Origin of the sequence: Streptomyces sp. NPDC047017 (genome assembly GCF_040644175.1) — a bacterium.
Lineage (GTDB): Bacteria > Actinomycetota > Actinomycetes > Streptomycetales > Streptomycetaceae > Streptomyces.
Map to the genome: position 1 here is coordinate 160,407 of NZ_JBEYVW010000002.1, position 17,741 is coordinate 178,147.

Below are 17,741 nucleotides of genomic sequence, written 5' to 3' on the forward strand. Positions count from 1 at the left end.
GTGAGGGTGCAGCCCCGTCCCCACGGGCACCCTCACCGGCGGCTCCGGTCAGCAGCGGTACGTCAGGTGCGTACCAGCTCCCGTTCGTCCTCCCGGCCGTCCGTCGAGGACAGCGCGCGCAGGCCCTCGCCCTCCACGTCCACGTTGGGCAGGGCGCGGTCCAGCCACTTGGGCAGCCACCAGGCGCGGCGGCCGAGCAGGGCCAGGACCGCCGGGACGATGGCCATGCGGACGACGAAGGCGTCGAAGAAGACGGCGATCGCCAGGCCGAAGCCGATCATCTTGATCATCGACTCGCTGGAGCCGATGAAGCCGGAGAAGACGGCGATCATGATGACCGCGGCGGCCGTCACCACCCGGGCGCCGTGCCGGAAGCCGGTCACGACGGCCTGGCTCGGCTGCTCGCCGTGCACGTACGCCTCGCGCATCCGGGTCACGAGGAAGACCTCGTAGTCCATCGCCAGGCCGAAGACCACGCCCACCATGAAGATCGGCATCATCGACATGACAGGACCGGTCTGCTCCACGCCCATCAGGCCGGACAGCCAGCCCCACTGGAAGACCGCGACCACCGCGCCGAGCGCGGCCAGCACGCTGAGCAGGAAGCCGAGCGCCGCCTTCAGCGGGACCAGGACCGAGCGGAAGACCACGATCAGCAGCAGGAAGGCCAGCCCCACCACCAGGGCCAGATACGGGAACAGGGCGTCGTTCAGCTTCTGCGAGACGTCGATGTTCATCGCCGTGGAGCCGGTGACCAGCACCTCGGCGTCGGTCTTGGCCTTGATGCCGTCGCCCGCGTCACGGATGGCGTGCACGAGGTCCTCGGTGGTGGCGGAGGACGGCTTGGAGTTCGGGATGACGGTGATCGTCGCGGTGTCGCCGGCCTGGTTGGGCGCGGGCGGGGTGACCGTGACGACGTCCTTGAGGCCCTTGATCCTGTCGGTCACCTCGTGGAAGGCGGCCTTGGGGTCGTGGCTGCCCTTCGCGTCGACGACGACCAGCAGCGGGCCGTTGAAGCCGGGCCCGAAGCCCTCCGAGAGGAGGTCGTAGGCGCGGCGCTGGGTGGTGGAGACGGGCTGCGAGCCGTCGTCCGGCAGGCCCAGTTCGAGCGAGGCGGCGGGCACCGCGGCGGCGCCCAGGCCGATCACGCCGAGCAGCAGCACGGCGATCGGGCGGCGCACCACGAAGCTCGCCCAGCGGGTGCCCATGTTGGGCCGGGCCGGCTTCTTCGCGGCCCGGCCACCGCCCAGCAGCCTGCTCTTCTGCCCGGCCGGCCTGACCTTGCGGCCGGCGTAGCCGAGCAGCGCCGGGATCAGGGTCAGCGCGATGAGGACGGCGATGACGACCGTGCCGGCCGCCGCGATGCCCATCTTCGTCAGCATCGGGATGTTGACGACGGACAGGCCGACCAGCGCGATGACGACGGTGAGGCCGGCGAAGACCACCGCGGAGCCCGCGGTGCCGACGGCCCGTCCGGCCGCCTCCTCGCGGGAGTGGCCCTCGGCCAGTTCGCCGCGGTAGCGGGAGACGATGAACAGCGCGTAGTCGATGCCGACCGCGAGGCCGATCATCGAGGCCAGGGTGGAGGTGGTGGTGCCCAGGTCCAGGGCGTGGGCGAGCGCGGTGACCGTGGAGACGCCGATGCCGACGCCGATGATCGCGGTCAGCAGCGGCAGCCCCGCGGCGAGCAGCGAGCCGAAGGTGATGACGAGGACGACGGCCGCCATGGCGATGCCGATGACCTCGGTGGAGCCGGAGCCGGGCGCCGCGTTGAGGGCGTCACCGCCGATCTCCACGGTCAGCCCGGCGTCCCGCGCGTGCTGCGCGGCATTCTTCAGGGCGGTGCGGGAGTCGTCCTCCAGCTCCATGCCGGAGACCTTGTACTTCACCGACGCGTAGGCGACGGTGCCGTCCTTGCTGACGGCGTGGCCGGTGTAGGGGTCGGCGACGGAGGCGACCTCGGAGCCGGTGGACAACTCCTTGACGGTCTTCTCGACGGTCGCCTTCTGGCCGGCGTCCGTCATCTTGTGGCCGCCGGGCGCCTTGAAGACCATCCGCGCGGTCGCCCCGTCGGCGCTCGCGCCGGGGAAGCGGTGCTCCAGCAGGTCGAAGGCCTTCTGCGCCTCGGTGCCGGGGATGGAGAAGGAGGTGTTGCCCGCGGCGGGCGCGGAGGCGGCGCCGACGCCGGCGAGCGTCAGCAGCGCCACCCATATCAGGGCGACGAAGTGCCGTCGCCGGAAGGCGAGTCGGCCTATTTTGTACAGGAACGTGGCCACGTGGGCGTACTCCCGGTCAGGTCGTGGGGTGGTTCTGGGCAGGGAACATCGGCCCGACGACGTGAGCGGTCGCGTCAGGTGCTGGGGTGATGCGGGGGGGGCGGTGCGAGGGGTGGGGACCCGTCAGGAGGCCCGACGGGGAATCAGGACGGCGTGGGTACGCCGAGGGCGGGGAGGACCACGGCGTCGATGTACGAACGGAGGAACTCCTGCGTCGGCGGCTGGTCCTCGATCAGTGCCCGGACGGCGAACCCGCCGGCCAGCATGTGCACCACGAAGTCCAGCGCCGGGCAGTCCGCGCGGATCTCGCCGCGGTCGACGGCGCGCTGCAACAGCCTGCGGAACTCCCGCATCTCCGGTTCGATCAGCTGTTCCCGGAAGGCGTGTCTGAGGTCCCGGTTGGCGTGCATCGCCATCGCCAGGCCCCGCATCAGCGCGGAGTTCTGCTCCATGGCGCAGTCGTCCTCCCGGGTCACCAGCGCCCGCAGGTCGCCGCGCAGTGATCCGGTGTCCGTCCCCTCCAGCTTGCCGGGCTTGCCGTGCCGGACGGCCCGGACGACCAGTTCGGCCTTGCCGCCCCACTGGCGGTAGAGCGTGGCCTTGCTGGAGCGGGTACGGGCGGCGACGGCGTCCATGGTGAGGGCGTCGTAACCGACCTCGCGGAGCAGGTCGAGCACGGCCCCGTACAGCTCGGCCTCGCGCTCGGGCGTGATCCGGCTCCGGCGCGCGGCCGTCGTCTCGGTCATCACTCCCACCTCCCGCTCCGTTCGTACGGGACGAATCTAGCGCACCCCATCAACGAAACGAAACCGTTTCGTACGTGGGTTGGGTCACTCCTGTCGGTTTTCCATAAGTTGCTCCGGTCCCGCCCCGGGCGAAGCATTGAGGAGGTGAGCTATCTGCGCCTGCCGCACCTCAGCGGCGATCTGCTGTGCTTCGTGGCCGAGGACGACCTCTGGCTGGCCCCGCTCGACGGAGCGGGCCGCGCCTGGCGGCTCACCGTGGACCGCACCAAGGCCGGCCGCCCCCGCTTCTCCCCCGACGGCCGCCACCTCGCCTACACGAGCTGGCGCAGCCTCGCGCCCGAGATCCACCTCGTCCCGGTGGACGGCGGGCCGGGCCGCCAGCTCACGTACTGGGGCAGCTCCGACACCCTGGTGTGCGGCTGGAGCCCGCCCGAGGAGGACGGCCACAGCGAGATCCTCGCCGTCACCTCGCACGGCGAGCCGTTCTCGTACTTCACCTGGGCCTACAAGGTCGGCACCGACGGCTCCCCCGGCCGCAAGCTGCCCTGGGGCCCGGTCGCCGACCTCCAGGTCGCCCGGCTCGACGGCGAGCGCAAGAGCCTGCTGCTGACCGGCACCCCGCCGCACGAACCCGCCTCCTGGAAGCGCTACCGGGGCGGCGCCACCGGACGGCTCTGGCTGCACGGGCAGCGGCTGCTCCCCGACCTCGGCGGCCACCTGGCCTCCCCCATGTTCGTCGGCGGCCGGATCGCCTTCCTCTCCGACCACGAGGGCGTCGGCAACCTCTACTCCTGCGCCTGCGACGGCACCGACCTGCGCCGCCACACCGACCACGACGCCTTCTACGCCCGGCACGCCGCCGGCGACGGCGAGCGCGTGGTGTACCAGTGCGCGGGCGACCTGTGGATCGTGGACGACCTGTCCCCCGGCTCCGAGCCGCGCCGGCTGGATGTCCGGCTCAGCGGACCGCGGGCCGGGCGCCGCCCCTACCCGGTGCCCGCCGCGCAGAACCTGGACGGCCTCTCCGTCGACGAGACCGGCCGGGCCAGCGCCGTCGTGGTCCGCGGCTCCCTGTACTGGCTCACCCACCGCGACGGCCCCGCCCGCACCCTCACCGATCCGCCGGGGGTCCGGGTGCGGCTGCCGGAGATGCTCGGCGCGAGCGGCCGGATCGCCTACGTCACCGACGCCGACGGCGAGGACGCCGTCGAGATCGCCTTCCTGCCCCGGGCCAGCGGCGCCCGGCCGCCCCGCCGGCTCGCCTCCGGCGAAGTGGGCCGCGTCCTGGAGATGGTCTGCGACCCCGGCGGCGAACGCCTCGCCCTCGCCGCGCACGACGGCCGGCTGCTGCTGGTCGACGTACCGGAGGACGGGACGGAGGAGGGGACGGAGGAGGGGACGGAGGAAGGCGGGGAGGCCGGGGCCGGTGAAACCGAAGCCGCCGGGGACGCCGGAAGCGGCACCCCGGCCGCGCCTTCCCGCACCGTCACCGAACTGGTCCGCTCCGGCAACGGCCCCGTGCGCGATCTCGCCTTCTCCCCGGACGGGGCCTGGCTGACGTGGTCCCACCCCGGGATCGGCCGGACCCTGCGGCAGATCAAGCTGGCCCGGATCAAGGACGGCCTGGTCGTCGACGTCACCAACGGCCGCTTCGAGGACGAGAACCCCGTCTTCACCCGCGACGGCCGCTACCTCGCCTTCCTGTCCTGGCGCGGCTTCGACCCGGTGTACGACGTGCACACCGGCGACCTGTCCTTCCCACTGGGCTGCAAGCCCTATCTGGTCCCGCTCTCCTCCGCGACGCCCTCCCCCTTCGCGCTCAGCGCGGAGGGCCGCCCGGCCGCGGGCGGGCTCGACCCGGTGGAGGCCGAGGAGGGCGGCGAGCCCGGCGCGGTGACGGTGGAGGTGGCGGGGCTGGAGAACCGGGTCACGCCGTTCCCGGTGGCCGCCTCCAAGTACTCGGCGCTCGCCCCGGTGGCCGGCGGCGGCCTGGTCTGGCTGCGCTGGCCGATCTCCGGGGCGCTGGGTGAGACGTTCGCCAACCCGGACGACACCACCGGCCGCCCGACACTGGAGTACTTCACCCCCGGCAAGGCGAAGAAGTCCGAACTCGTCGCCCACCTCGACTGGTTCGCGGTCAGCGGCGACGGCACCCGGCTGGTCGTCGTCGACGAGAGTGACCTGCGCGCGGTGCCCGCCACCGAGCCGGGCGACAGCGACTCCACGACCTGGATCGACCTGCGCCGCATCCTGCACGTGGCCGACCCGGGCGCCGAGTGGCGCCAGGCGTACGAGGAGGCGGGGCGGCTGATCCGCGGCTACTTCTGGGAGCCGCGGATGTGCGGGATCGACTGGGACGGCGTGCTCGCCCAGTACCGCCCGCTGGTCGAACGGGTCGCCTCCCCCGACGAGTTCGCCGACCTGCTGCGCGAGGTGCTGGGCGAACTGGGCACCTCGCACGCCTACGTCGCCGCCGCCCGCCGCAACGAGGGCCCCGCCCACTACCAGCGCTGGCAGGGCCTGCTCGGCGCCGACCTCGTGCACCGGGAGTGCGGCTGGGTGGTGAGGCGGATCCTGCCCGGTGACTCCTCCGACTCCCGCGCCCGCTCCCCGCTGGCCGGCACCGGCATCCGCGAGGGCGCCGTGCTGACCCATGTCGACGGCCGCCCGGTGGACCCGGTGACCGGGCCCTACCCGCTGCTGGCCGGGGCCGGCGGTACGACCGTGGAGCTGACGTTCTCCCCCGCGCCCGCGGAGGGGCCCGCCGCAGGACCCGCCGGGGGGTCTGCCGAAGCCGGGGCGTCCGCCGAAGCCGGGGCGTCCGCTGAGGCCGGGGCGTCCGCCGAAGCCGGGGCGTCCGCCGAAGCCGGGGGATCCACCGAAGCCGGGGCGTCCGCCGAAGCCCGGGCGTCCGCCGAGGCCGGGGCGTCCGCCGCGGGGCCCGCCGGGGCGCGGGGACCGGCCCGCCGGGTCGCCGTGGTCCCGCTGGTCGACGACCGGCCGCTGCGCTACCAGGACTGGGTGGCCAAACGCCGGGCGGTGGCCCGCGAGCTGAGCGACGGCAAGTGCGGCTATCTGCACATCCCCGACCTGGGCGGCTCCGGCTGGGCGCAGTTCAACCGGGACGTGCGCATGGAGATGTCCCGGCCCGCCCTCATCGTCGACGTGCGCGGCAACGCGGGCGGCCACATCAGCGAACTCGTCATCGAGAAGCTGACCCGGACCATCCTCGGCTGGGACCTGACCCGGGACGCCCAGCCGGTGTCGTACACCTCCAACGCGCCCCGCGGTCCCATCGTGGCCCTCGCCGACGAGGCGACCTCCTCCGACGGTGACATGATCACCGCGGCCATCAAGCTGCTGGACCTGGGGCCCGTGGTCGGCCAGCGCACCTGGGGCGGCGTGGTCGGCATGACCGGCCGGCACCGGCTGGGCGACGGCACGGTCATCACGGTGCCGATGAACGCGGCCTGGTTCGACGCCTACGGCTGGTCCGTGGAGAACCACGGCGTCAGCCCCGACGTGGAGTCCCTGCGCACCCCGCTGGACTGGGCCGAGGGCCGGCACGTCGAGATGGACGCCGCCATCGAACTCGCCCTGCGCCTGCTGGAGTCCCACCCGCCCGCGACCCCGCCGGACCACAGCGACGTACCCGACCTGTCCCGCCCGAAGCTGCCGCCGCGGCAGACGTGAGCCCTCCGCGGGCACGCGACGTGGGGTGCCCCGGCACCCGGGGCACCCCACGCGTTCCCGGCCTGGGCCGAGCACAGCGGCGATGGAACCGGCCGACCGGTGACTAGCGGTCGTAGTCCTCGTTGAGGCGGTCCTCCATCTCGTCCCGCGTGTCGTCGATGTGCTGACGACCGCGGTCACGCTCCTGGGACGGGCGCTGACCGGCCTGACCGGCCTGGCCCGCCTGGCCCGCCTGGCCTGCCTTCTGGCGGCCCTCCTGGATGCGCTCCCGGCCCTGCTGCTGCCGCTGCTCGGCCTGGTCCTGGAACTTGTCCTTCATGCCCATGGTGTTTCTCCCGTGTGGGTGAGTGCGGTCCCCCAGTGGGTGGGGGGACCGGCCTCGACCAGATTCACACGGGCGCTCACCCTGCGCATGTCGATCAACTACGGTGCGTGGCCGCCGTGGTGCGGTGCTGCTCGTCGGCGGCCCCGCCCGCCCCGACCAGGCCGGTGCGCATGCCTGTCAGCCGGTCCGCGAACCGCCGCATCTCCCGCTGCCCCACGGTCCCGATGACCCCCGGCAGATACCCGCGCACGCCCTGCATCCCGCGCAGCCACCACTGCCCGTACACATGGCTCGACCGCCGCTCGATGCCGTCCACGATCCGGTCCACCGCCGGGCCCAGCGGGTACGTCTTGTTCGACGGCCACGGCAGCCGCTGCCGCAACTCCCGCATCACGTCGTCCTGGTCGGCCCCGCGCACCATGTCCGTGTCCGTCCACGACAGGTAGCCCACGCCCACGCGCACGCCTCGGTGGCCGACTTCGGCGCGCAGGCAGTGCGCGTACGCCTCCACACCGGACTTGGAGGCGCAGTACGCCGACATCATCGGCGCCGGGGTGATCGCGGCGAGCGAGGCGATCTGCAGCAGGTAGCCCCGGCTCCCGATCAGCGCCGGCAGGAACGCCCGCCCGGTGACCGCCGAGCCGAGCAGGTTGACCTCGATCACCCGCCGCCAGGACTCCGGGTCGGAGTCGACGAACGGACCGCCGGTGGCCACCCCGGCGTTGGCGACCACGATGTCCACCCGGCCGAAGCGCTCCTCGGCCTCCGCCGCGACCCGGGCCATCGCCTCATGGTCGGTGACATCGGCGTACCAGTGGGCGCTCTCGCCGTGCAGCCGCTCCGCGACCTGCTTGAGCGCGTCCGGCTCCAGGCCGACCAGCGCGATCCGCGCGCCGCGCGCGGACAGTTTGCGCGCCAGCAGCTCACCGACGCCCCGCGCGGCCCCCGTGACGACCGCGACCTGCCCCTCCAGGCTGTACCTGCTCATGCGCCCTCTCCGATCCGTGCGTCGTCGTTGTCCTTGCCGTTGCCGCGTACGCCCCCGTGGGCGGCGACCAGCTCCCGGATCTTCCCGGTGACCTGCTCGGGCGCCTCCATGGGCGTCATGTGGCCGATGCCGGGCAGCTCGGTCAGCCCGACGCACTGCGGGAGCGAGGCGGCCAGCGAGCGCGCGTGCACCGGCGGGGTGAGCCGGTCGGCGGTGCCCGCCACGACCGCGGCCGGCACCCGCAACTCCCGTACGCCGTGGTCGAGGTCGAGCAGGTCGAGCACCTGCGACCAGCTGTGCCGCACCCGGCGCGGGCAGGCGTGCACGATCCGGGCGCACGCCTCGACCACGTGCGGCGCCGAACGCCGCCCCATGGTGGCGTACTTGAGGACGCGCAGCGCGAGCGGCGTGACGGGTCCCAGCGGTGCCCGGGAGCCGAGGACGCGCCGGGTCAGCCCGGTGCGCAGCCGGCCGGCCCGCAGCGGGACCACGGTCGACCGGGCGACCAGTCGCGAACTGCCCGTGCTGCACAGCAGGACGGCCGCCGCGTGCTCCTGGAAGCCGGGCCGGCCGGCCGCGGCCATCACCGTCATCCCGCCCATCGAGTGACCCGCGATCACCGCCTTCTCGCCGGGCGCCAGGGTCGCGGCGAGCACCGCCTCCAGATCGTCGGCGAGCGCGTCCGTGCCGCACACCGGGCTCGCCGGGCTGCGCCCGTGGCCGCGCTGGTCGTAGGCGATGACCCGGTGGTCGGCGGCCAGTTCGCGGATCTGCGCGGCCCAGAACGCGGTGGAGCAGGTCCAGCCGTGGGCGAGGACGACGGCGGGCGCGCCGGCGTCGCCGTCCGGCCCGTGCACCTCGACGTGGAGCCGGGCGCCGTCGGCGGAGACGACGGTGAGTTCCCGGGCGGGGGCGGGCGGGGCGTACGGCCCGGCGGGCCGCAGGGCCGTACGGCTCACGCCTCCACCTCCGCGACCGGGGCGGGGGCGCTCTCGCCGGACTTGGCGGGGGCACCCTTGGCGGACCCGGCGGACCCGGCGACGTTCTCGGGCTGCCCGGCCGTCACCCGCCCCGGCGCCCGGACCACCTCGTACTCCGCGAGGTCCACCCGGCGGGTGGCCCGGCGGAACTCCGTGGTCGTGCCCGGCCACACGGTGGTGTTGCGGCCGTTGGCGTCCAGGTACCAGCTCGTGCAGCCGCCGGTGTTCCACACCGTGCGCTTCATGCGCTCCTGCACCTTGTGGTTCCAGGCGCGCACCGCGCTCGGCCGGGCGTCCAGGGCGACCCTGCCGCCGAGCACGTTCAGCTGCCGCAGGTAGTCGGCCAGGTAGTTCAGCTGGGACTCGATCATGAGGATCATCGAGGAGTTGCCGAGCCCGGTGTTGGGGCCGATGATCGTCATCCAGTTCGGGAAGCCGGCCGCGGCGGCGCCGCGCAGCGAGGCCATGCCGTCCTTCCAGGTCTCCGCGAGCGTCCGGCCGTCCACGCCGACGACCCGCTCGGCGATCGGCATGTCCGTGACGTGGAAGCCGGTGCCGAAGATGATCGCGTCGGCCTCGGTCTCGGTGCCGTCGGCGGCGACCAGGGTCGAGCCGCGGATCTCGCTGAGGCCGCTCGCCACCACGTCCACGTTGTCCTGCGCGAGCGCCGGGTAGTACGTGCTGGACAGCAGGATGCGCTTGCAGCCGATGCGGTAGTCGGGGGTGAGCTTGGCGCGCAGCGCCGGGTCCTTGATGGCGCGGGCCATGTTGCGCTTGGCGATCTGCTCGACGAAGCCCAGTTCCTCGGGGCGCTTGGTGAACGCCTGGACCTGGAGTTCCCGGATGCCCCACAGCAGTCCGCGGCGCAGCTGGGTGGTGGCCGGCACGGCCCGGTGCAGCGAGCGCTCCACGCCGCTGATGGCCCGGTCGAAGCGGGGCATCACCCAGGGCGGGGTGCGCTGGAAGAGGGTGAGGCGGGAGACCCGGGGCTGGACGGACGGCACGATCTGGATGGCGGAGGCGCCGGTGCCGACCATGGCGACCCGCTTGCCGGCCAGGTCGACGTCGTGGTCCCAGCGGGCGGAGTGGAACACCTTGCCGGGGAAGGTGTCCAGGCCCGGGATGTCGGGGACCTTCGGGTCGGACAGCGGCCCGGTGGCGGAGACCACGACGTCGGCCGAGTAGTTCCCGCCGGTGGTCTCGATGTCCCAGCGCAGCAGTTCCGCGTTCCAGGTCATCCGCTGCACCTCGGTGCCGAGGCGCAGGTGCCGGCGCAGGTGGAAGACGTCGGCGACGTGCTCCAGATAGGCGCGGATGTGCTGCTGCCCGGAGAAGGTGCGCGGCCACTCGGGGTTGGGCGCGAAGGAGAAGGAGTACAGGTGGGAGGGCACGTCGCAGGCGCACCCGGGGTAGCTGTTGTCGCGCCAGGTGCCGCCGACGCTGTCCGCCCGTTCCAGGACGACGAAGTCGGTGATCCCCTCCCGGCGCAGTCGCACCGCGGCTCCCAGCCCGCCGAACCCGGACCCGATCACCGCCACCCGTACGTGCTCGTACTCATGCTCGGACTCGTGCTCGGACTCGTGCTCGGCCATTGAGCGCCCCTCCCTGACTCGCCAGCGATTCCGCCAGTGAACACTGGCACAATCGGGAGCGTAGAGGAGGGACGTACCGATCGGTAGGGGTCGGCCGAGGAAAGTTACCGGCGGTACAACATAGGCTTCCGGTGTGGCAGAAGACGCTGGACGACGCGACGGACCGGGCGGGGGCCCGCGCGAGTACCGCATGGAGGAACTGGCCCGCCTGGCCGGCATCACCGTGCGCACCCTGCGCTTCTACCGCGAGCGCAAACTGATCCCGCCCCCGCGCCGCGAGGGCCGCATCGCCTGGTACGACGACCACCACCTGGCCCGGCTGCGCACCATCTCGGCACTCCTGGAACGCGGCCACACGCTCAACGGCATCGCCGAACTCGCCGAGGCGTTCGACCACGGCCGCGACGTCGGGGACCTGCTCGGGGTGGGCGCCCCCACCGAGGAGACCCCGGTCCGCCTCACCCCCGAGGAACTCGCCGACCACTTCGCGGGCGAGGTCACCGCCGAGAACCTGGCCGCCGCCATGGACCTCGGCTACCTCGGCACCGACGGCGGCGACATCGTCCACGTCAGCCGCCGCCTGCTGGACGTCTCCGCCGCCCTGGTCCGCGAGGGCATCCCGCTGGCCGAGGTCCTGGACGCCGGCCACCAGGTCCGCCGCCACGCCGAGGCCCTCGCCACCCTCTTCACCGACCTGATCACCCGCCACGCCCCCGAGGAGGACCTGCACCGCCTGCGCCCCCTCGCCAAGAGCGTGGTCGACGCGGAACTCTCGATGGCCCTGGACCGGCGGCTGCGCAAGGAGGGGTGAGGGCCGGCGGGTCGCGGGGCGGCGGGACGCGGGGCGGCGGGCGGCGGGGCCGGGCTCAGAGGTCGTACGCGACCGTCACCGGCGCGTGGTCCGACCAGCGCTCGCCGTGGGTGGCCGCCCGCTCCACGAATCCCTTGACGGCCCGCTGCGCCAGCCCGGGCGTCGACACGTGGTAGTCGATCCTCCAACCCGAGTCATTGTCGAACGCCCGCCCCCGGTACGACCACCACGTGTACGGTCCCGTCACGTCCGGGTGCAGGGCGCGTACGACGTCGACGTAGCCGCCGTCCGCCGGGTCGAGGACGCGGGTCAGCCAGTCCCGCTCCTCGGGCAGGAAGCCGGAGTTCTTCTGGTTGGCGCGCCAGTTCTTGAGGTCGGCCTGCTGGTGGGCGATGTTCCAGTCGCCGCAGACCAGGACCTCGCGGCCCTCGGCGGCGGCGCGTTCGCGCAGGTCCTTGAGGTGGGCGAGGAACTCGCCCATGAAGCGGACCTTCTCGTCCTGCCGCGCGGTGCCGACCTCGCCGGATGGCAGGTAGAGGGAGGCGACCGTCACGCCCGGCAGGTCGGCCTCGACGTACCGTCCGCCGCCGTCGAACTCCGCCGAGCCGAAGCCGGTGCGGACGCTGTCCGGCTCGCGGCGGGTGTAGAGGGAGACGCCCGCGCGGCCCTTGGCGGCGGCGGGCGCGTGCAGCGTGTACCAGCCGGCCGGCGTGCGTACGTGCTCGGGCAGTTGCTGCGGCTCGGCGCGCACCTCCTGGAGGCACAGCACGTCGGCGCCGGTGCCCGCGAGCCACTCCACGAAGCCCTTCTTCGCGGCGGCGCGCAGGCCATTGACGTTGGCGGAGGTCACAGTGAGCATCCGGGCACTTTACCGGCACACTGGACGGGGTCCCGCGAGGGACCGTTCCGCTGTCCGCCCGCCCCTACCGCATTGATATACGGTGTCTAACATGTTCATCCGCCCGATTGCCTACGACCACCCGGACGCCGTCAAGCTGAACGACGAGGTCCAGGCCGAGTACGCCGTGCGCTACGGCGACGACGGCGACGCCACTCCCATGGACGCCGCCGACTTCCGGCCGCCGAACGGCACGTACCTCATCGCCTACGACGAGGACGGCACCCCGGTCGCCAGCGGCGGCTGGCGCCGGCAGGACGCGAACGGCGCGGGCCACGAGGACGGCGACGCCGAGCTGAAGCGGATGTTCGTGATCGCGTCGATGCGCGGCCGGGGCCTGGCCCGCCGGATCCTCGCCGCGCTGGAGGACGACGCCCGCGACGCCGGCCGCGTGCGCATGGTCCTGGAGACCGGCGACCAGCAGCCGGAGGCGATCGCCCTGTACACGTCCAGCGGTTACGAGCCGTGCGTCAAGTTCGGCTACTACCGGGAGTACGAGTCGAGCATGTGCTTCGCCAAGCGGCTGCGCCCGTAGGGACTCTCGCGGACATGCCGAAGCCCCCGCCAGATGATCTGACGGGGGCTTCGGGCTGCGTGGACCTGAGGGGATTCGAACCCCTGGCCCCCTCGATGCGAACGAGGTGCGCTACCGGACTGCGCCACAGGCCCTTGCAACGAGTGAAACTCTAGCATCCTCATCCGGATGGTCGGTAATCCGTTACCGGGCTGGTCAGCCGCGCGGCTACTCGTTGGCCGCGCGGGGGCGGTCGCCGTCCTCGTACTGGTCGAAGAGCGGGGTGCGTCCACGCTCGCGGGAGCGGCGGGCCGAGGCGGCGCGGCGGGCGCCGCTGCGGCCGTCGGCGGCGGGCCGGTCCTCCGCGGGCGCCGGGGCCTCCTCGTCGTCGGCGGCCGCCTCCTGCTCCGGCACGGCGGCGGAGGACCGCGCCGAACTCCAGGTGTCCGGCGCGCCCAGGTCCACGTCGGAGGTGGCCCGGGGGGCGACCGGCGCGGTCACGTACGTCGGCAGCGGCACCGGCACCGGGTCCCAGCTGTCGCCGTGGCCGGGGCGCCTGCGGCGCTCGCGCTGCTGGTCCAGCCACTCGGCGTGGTCGGTCTGCTCGACCAGGGCGCGCCGGTCGGCGGCGAGCGCGGACAGTCCCGGGTCGGTCTCCGGTTCGGGTCCGGCGTCGGGCTCGTCCGCGTCCGTCTCCAGGGAGGCCCGCCGGCGCGGCTGGCGCCGGTTCTCCCGCAGCCGCTGCGCGGCGGCCTCGGCGCGGCGGCGGTCCATCTGGTAGGCGAAGCGGCGGCGCTCCTGGACACGCAGATACGCGATGTACGCGCTGAGCAGCACCGCGGGCGCGGCCGGTGCCCACAGGAAGGCGAGGCCGCCGACGGCCGCGACGATCGCGCCCAGGGTGAAGGTGAGGAAGAGCACCACAGTGGTGCGCCGGCGGCGCGCGAGCACCCGGGTGCGCCGGGCGCGTGCTGCCGCCGCTTCCGCGCCGGGGGCGCGCCGGGCCGCGGGGACACGGGCGCGCTCGGGGGCGCCGGCGGGCGCGGCGGGGCGCTCGTCGGAGGACTCCGTACCGAAGCCGGTGCTGGGGCCGGCTCCACGGCCGGTGCCGGTGCCAGGGCCAGGGCCGGTGGTGGCGGTGCCGGGCTGCGCGCCGGCCGCGGGCCCGGCCGCCTCCGGCCGCCTCCGCGCCGGGGTCCGTTCCCGCTCCCGTCCCTGCTCCCGCCGTCTTTCCCGTTCCTGCTCCCGCTCCGGGGCACGGCTCGGGGGCACGGCGAAGGACCGGACGTCCACCGAGTCGGTGACGACGTCCGGTTGCACGGCGCCGGTCTCCCCCTCCTCGGTGGAGCGCGCCCGGAGGTCCCTGGCGTAACGGCGCTCCATGCCCGCCCGTCCGGACAGCAGCCGGATGGCGGTGCTGAAGCGTTCCGTCGGACGGGCCTCGTTCAGCTCGTCCTGCCTACGGAGCCACATCGGCACCAAGTAGGCGGCCCAGGCCCCGACGATGACTGCGTAGATGAGGCCGCTGCTGCTCACATCTCACACGGTAGAGGGGTTTGCGCGAGGCCATCGGCCAATTGGGCCGGTGTGTCGCACGATCTGGCTGATATTTCGAACTTTTTTTGCGACCGATGCGATCAACGGACCGTCAAGACCGTGAATTCACAGCGGAGATCGGTCATCCGGTGCGCTAATTCGAACACTTATTCAATTTACGGGGCTGGTAAGGACTCTGACGGCCCTTCGGGTGCTGGGCCAGGGCTTGACCGGTGGCAGGCCGGGGCTGGGCCAGGGGTGACTTCAGGCCCGATTCCCCTTCCGCGCCCGCTCCGCGCGGCTCCGCCGCCACCGGGCGAGCAGCCCCTCGGGGACCTCTTCCGCGGTGAGCGCGTAGACCATGTGGTCGCGCCAGGCCCCGTCGATGTGCAGATAACGCGGGCGCAGGCCCTCCTCGCGGAATCCGAGTTTCTCCACGACCCGGCGGCTCGGGCCGTTCTCCGGGCGAATGCAGACCTCGATGCGGTGCAGGCCCACCGCGCGGAAGCAGTGGTCGACGACGAGCGCCACGGCCGTGGGCATCACGCCGCGCCCGGCCACCGCCTCGTCGACCCAGTAGCCGATGTGGCCCGAGCACATCGAGCCCCAGGTGATCCCGGCGACCGTCAACTGCCCGACCAGCCGCCCCTGGTACTCGATGACGAACGGCAGCATCCGGCCCGCGCGCGCCTCGGCGCGCAGGTGCCGCACCATCTGCCGGTAGGTCGGCCGGTGGGTGACCGGCCCGCTGGGCGTGGGCGGCGGGATGGTGGCCTCCCAGGGCCTGAGCCAGTCCCGGTTGCGCCGGTTCACCTCGCGCCAGGCGCGCTGGTCGCGCAGCTTTATCGGCCGGAGGACGACATCGCCCTCCGCCAGTACGACGGGCCAGGTCAGGCTGTTCAGCTCGCACCCCCGTCGCCGGTGCCCGGTCTGGGGTGGTCGCCGCCGCGGAGCTGGTCGACGGCGTGCCTCAGCAGCGGCTCCAGGACGGCGAGGCCGTCCTTCACCCCGCCGGTCGAGCCCGGCAGGTTGACGATCAGCGTGCGTCCGGCCACCCCGGCCAGGCCCCGGGAGAGCGCCGCGGTCGGCACCTTCTCCCGGCCGAAGGCCCGGATCGCCTCGGCGATGCCCGGCACCTCGTGGTCGATCACCCGCCGGGTCGCCTCGGGGGTGCGGTCGGTGGGCGAGACGCCGGTGCCGCCGGTGGTGACCACGACGTCGTAACGGGCCTCGACGGCCGCGCGCAGGGCGGCCTCCACCGGGTCGCCGTCCGGGACGACCCGCGGCCCGTCGACGGCGAAGCCGAGGGCGGTGAGGCCGTCGGCGATCAGCGGGCCGCCCTTGTCCTCGTAGATCCCGGCGGCGGCCCGGTTGGAGGCGGTGACGACCAGCGCGCGGTACGGCCCGGCCGGGGCGCCGGCGCTCACGCCCGCCTCCACTCGCCCGACTTGCCGCCCGTCTTCTCCTCGACCCTGACGTCCGTGATGACCGCCCCCTTGTCGACCGCCTTGACCATGTCGATCACGGTGAGCGCGGCGACGGAGACCGCGGTGAGCGCCTCCATCTCGACGCCCGTGCGGTCCGTCGTCCGCACGGTCGCCGTGATCTCCACGGCGTCGTCCGCGACCGACAGGTCCAGTTTCACACCCGACACCGACAACGGGTGGCACAGCGGGATGAGGTCGGGGGTGCGTTTGGCGCCCATGATCCCGGCGATCCGGGCGGTGGCCAGGGCGTCTCCCTTGGGCACCCCCTCGCCGCGCAGCAGCTCGACGACGCGGGGCGAGACGAGGACGCGGCCGCTGGCGCGGGCGGTGCGCACGGTGACGTCCTTGCCGGAGACGTCGACCATACGGGCGGCGCCGGCGTCGTCGAGGTGCGTCAGCCGGTCCTGTGCGCGCTCTCGGGGACGGTCCCGCGCGGGCTCGTCCTGCACGGGCTGGGGGGTCTGCCCCCGGGAAGGTGTGGTCATGCTCTGTGGCGCTCCCGGTCCGGGCCCGGCGCGGTGCGGCGTGTGGGCCTGCTGTGCGCGACACGGTACCGCCAACCGGGGGCGGTCAGCCGAGCAGGACCACCTCGACCTCGCTGCCGGGCTCGACGGACTCGGTGTCCTCGGGGACGACGATGAGGGCGTCGGCCTGCGCGAGGGCCGCGATCAGATGGGAGCCGGAGCCGCCCACGGGCGATACCTCGCCGTCGGCGTACACCCCGCGCAGGAACTGCCTGCGGCCGCGCGGCGAGGTCAGCGCCTTGTCCGCCGCCAGGGTGGCCCGGGTCGTCGGGCGGTGGACGTCGGGCAGGCCCATCAGGGTGCGGATGACGGGGCGCACGAACAGCTCGAAGGAGACGTAGGAGGAGACCGGGTTGCCGGGCAGGGCCAGCAGCGGGGTGTGGTCGGGGCCGATCGTGCCGAAGCCCTGGGGCTTGCCGGGCTGCATGGCGAGCTTGCGGAACTCGACGCCGCCGCCGGGCTCGTCCTCGTCGCCGACGTGCGAGAGGGCCTCCTTGACCACGTCGTACGCGCCGACGCTCACCCCGCCGGTGGTGACCATGAGGTCGGCGCGGACCAGCTGGTCCTCGATGGTGGAGCGCAGGGTGTCGGCGTCGTCGGCGACGGCCCCCACCCGGTAGCCGATGGCGCCGGCGTCCCGGGCGGCCGCGGTCAGGGCGAAGCTGTTGGAGTCGTAGATCTGGCCGCGGGCCAGCTGCTCGCCGGGCTGGACGAGTTCGCTGCCGGTGGAGAGCACCACCACGCGCGGGCGCGGGCGCACCCGGACCGTGCCGCGGCCGATCGCGGCGAGCAGCGCGATCTGCGGCGGCCCGAGGACCGTGCCGGCCTTCAGGGCGAGGTCGCCGGCGCGCACGTCGCTGCCCTGGGCGCGCACGTGCGCGCGTGCCTCGGCCGGACGGTACACGCGCACCTGCCCGGTGGCGTCCTGCGGGGAGCGGCTGCGGGCGCGCATCCCGCCGACCGGGCCCTCGCCGAGTCCGCCGTCGGTCCACTCCACCGGGACGACCGTCTCGGCGCCGGGCGGCAGCGGGGCGCCGGTCATGATCCGGGCGGCCTGGCCGGGACCCACCCGGACCGGGTCCGCGGCGCCCGCGGCGACGTCCCCGACGACCTCCAGGGCGGCGGGGAACTCCTCGCTCGCGCCGGAGACGTCCGCGACCCGCACCGCGTACCCGTCCATGGAGCTGTTGTCGAACGGCGGCAGGCTGACCGGCACCACGACGTCGTCGACCAGGACGCAGCCCTGGGCGTCGAGCAGTTGCAGCTCGATGGGTTCCAGCGGGCGGACGGTGGTGAGGACGTCCTCCAGGTGCTCGTCCACCGACCACAGGCGGTCGGGGTCTGCGGCGTGGTCCGCGGCGCTGCTCAACG

Annotated in this window: 15 protein-coding genes and 1 tRNA gene; 3 read left to right on the forward strand and 13 right to left on the reverse strand. The window is 73.7% G+C overall.

What is annotated here, in order from left to right; all coding sequences use genetic code 11:
* Positions 1-62 precede the first annotated feature (62 nt).
* Together ABZ858_RS04050 and ABZ858_RS04055 are read right to left on the reverse strand one after the other, a co-directional pair.
* Positions 63-2,276 carry an MMPL family transporter gene (locus tag ABZ858_RS04050; protein ID WP_361372368.1) on the reverse strand — a complete coding sequence of 738 codons (2,214 nt, stop codon included), beginning with the start codon at positions 2,274-2,276 and terminating at the stop codon, positions 63-65.
* Positions 2,277-2,419: 143 nt separating this feature from the next.
* The gene (locus ABZ858_RS04055; RefSeq protein WP_361372370.1) at positions 2,420-3,022 is read right to left on the reverse strand and encodes a TetR/AcrR family transcriptional regulator; all 603 of its coding nucleotides are present in this window, start codon (positions 3,020-3,022) and stop codon (positions 2,420-2,422) included.
* A gap of 144 nt (positions 3,023-3,166) precedes the next feature.
* Here ABZ858_RS04055 and ABZ858_RS04060 point away from each other — a divergent pair, with 144 nt between their 5' ends.
* Positions 3,167-6,715, forward strand: a complete 3,549-nt coding sequence (locus ABZ858_RS04060) for a S41 family peptidase (protein ID WP_361372373.1) — start codon at positions 3,167-3,169, stop codon at positions 6,713-6,715.
* Positions 6,716-6,818: 103 nt separating this feature from the next.
* On the opposite strand, the gene ABZ858_RS04065 is transcribed toward ABZ858_RS04060, so the two are convergent.
* The 4 genes from ABZ858_RS04065 to ABZ858_RS04080 all read right to left on the reverse strand — a co-directional run bounded on the left by ABZ858_RS04065 (position 6,819) and on the right by ABZ858_RS04080 (position 10,600).
* Positions 6,819-7,040 (reverse strand): hypothetical protein, encoded by a 222-nt coding sequence (locus ABZ858_RS04065; RefSeq protein ID WP_361372376.1) that lies wholly within the window; start codon positions 7,038-7,040, stop codon positions 6,819-6,821.
* A 94-nt stretch (positions 7,041-7,134) separates the two neighbouring features.
* Positions 7,135-8,028, reverse strand: coding sequence for an SDR family oxidoreductase (locus ABZ858_RS04070; protein WP_361372379.1), 894 nt, complete (start codon positions 8,026-8,028; stop codon positions 7,135-7,137).
* The gene (locus ABZ858_RS04075; RefSeq protein WP_361372382.1) at positions 8,025-8,987 is read right to left on the reverse strand and encodes an alpha/beta hydrolase; all 963 of its coding nucleotides are present in this window, start codon (positions 8,985-8,987) and stop codon (positions 8,025-8,027) included. Before ABZ858_RS04075 ends, ABZ858_RS04070 begins: the two co-directional genes overlap by 4 nt.
* Positions 8,984-10,600, reverse strand: a complete 1,617-nt coding sequence (locus ABZ858_RS04080; RefSeq protein WP_361372385.1) for an NAD(P)/FAD-dependent oxidoreductase — start codon at positions 10,598-10,600, stop codon at positions 8,984-8,986. The genes ABZ858_RS04075 and ABZ858_RS04080 overlap by 4 nt, the downstream gene beginning before the upstream one ends.
* Positions 10,601-10,790: 190 nt before the next feature.
* Between ABZ858_RS04080 and ABZ858_RS04085 the strand changes: the two genes are divergently transcribed.
* Positions 10,791-11,411, forward strand: coding sequence for a MerR family transcriptional regulator (locus ABZ858_RS04085; protein WP_361372936.1), 621 nt, complete (start codon positions 10,791-10,793; stop codon positions 11,409-11,411).
* A 55-nt stretch (positions 11,412-11,466) separates the two neighbouring features.
* Here ABZ858_RS04085 and ABZ858_RS04090 read toward each other — a convergent pair whose 3' ends face one another.
* The gene (locus tag ABZ858_RS04090; protein WP_361372387.1) at positions 11,467-12,270 is read right to left on the reverse strand and encodes an exodeoxyribonuclease III; all 804 of its coding nucleotides are present in this window, start codon (positions 12,268-12,270) and stop codon (positions 11,467-11,469) included.
* A 91-nt stretch (positions 12,271-12,361) separates the two neighbouring features.
* Here ABZ858_RS04090 and ABZ858_RS04095 point away from each other — a divergent pair, with 91 nt between their 5' ends.
* Positions 12,362-12,844 carry a GNAT family N-acetyltransferase gene (locus tag ABZ858_RS04095; protein ID WP_361372390.1) on the forward strand — a complete coding sequence of 161 codons (483 nt, stop codon included), beginning with the start codon at positions 12,362-12,364 and terminating at the stop codon, positions 12,842-12,844.
* 60 nt (positions 12,845-12,904) lie between these two features.
* Here the strand turns inward: ABZ858_RS04095 and ABZ858_RS04100 are convergent.
* The 6 genes from ABZ858_RS04100 to glp all read right to left on the reverse strand — a co-directional run bounded on the left by ABZ858_RS04100 (position 12,905) and on the right by glp (position 17,739).
* A tRNA-Ala gene (locus tag ABZ858_RS04100) sits at positions 12,905-12,978 on the reverse strand.
* Between the two features lie 73 nt (positions 12,979-13,051).
* Positions 13,052-14,359: a gephyrin-like molybdotransferase receptor GlpR gene (gene glpR, locus ABZ858_RS04105; RefSeq protein ID WP_361372393.1), complete on the reverse strand. Its 1,308-nt coding sequence runs from the start codon at positions 14,357-14,359 to the stop codon at positions 13,052-13,054.
* Positions 14,360-14,623: 264 nt separating this feature from the next.
* The gene (locus ABZ858_RS04110; RefSeq protein WP_361372938.1) at positions 14,624-15,262 is read right to left on the reverse strand and encodes a GNAT family protein; all 639 of its coding nucleotides are present in this window, start codon (positions 15,260-15,262) and stop codon (positions 14,624-14,626) included.
* The gene (locus ABZ858_RS04115; RefSeq protein WP_361372397.1) at positions 15,259-15,786 is read right to left on the reverse strand and encodes a MogA/MoaB family molybdenum cofactor biosynthesis protein; all 528 of its coding nucleotides are present in this window, start codon (positions 15,784-15,786) and stop codon (positions 15,259-15,261) included. Before ABZ858_RS04115 ends, ABZ858_RS04110 begins: the two co-directional genes overlap by 4 nt.
* Positions 15,783-16,331, reverse strand: coding sequence for a cyclic pyranopterin monophosphate synthase MoaC (gene moaC, locus ABZ858_RS04120; protein WP_361372399.1), 549 nt, complete (start codon positions 16,329-16,331; stop codon positions 15,783-15,785). The genes ABZ858_RS04115 and moaC overlap by 4 nt, the downstream gene beginning before the upstream one ends.
* Positions 16,332-16,416: 85 nt before the next feature.
* Positions 16,417-17,739, reverse strand: a complete 1,323-nt coding sequence (gene glp, locus ABZ858_RS04125; protein WP_361372401.1) for a gephyrin-like molybdotransferase Glp — start codon at positions 17,737-17,739, stop codon at positions 16,417-16,419.
* Positions 17,740-17,741 lie beyond the last annotated feature (2 nt).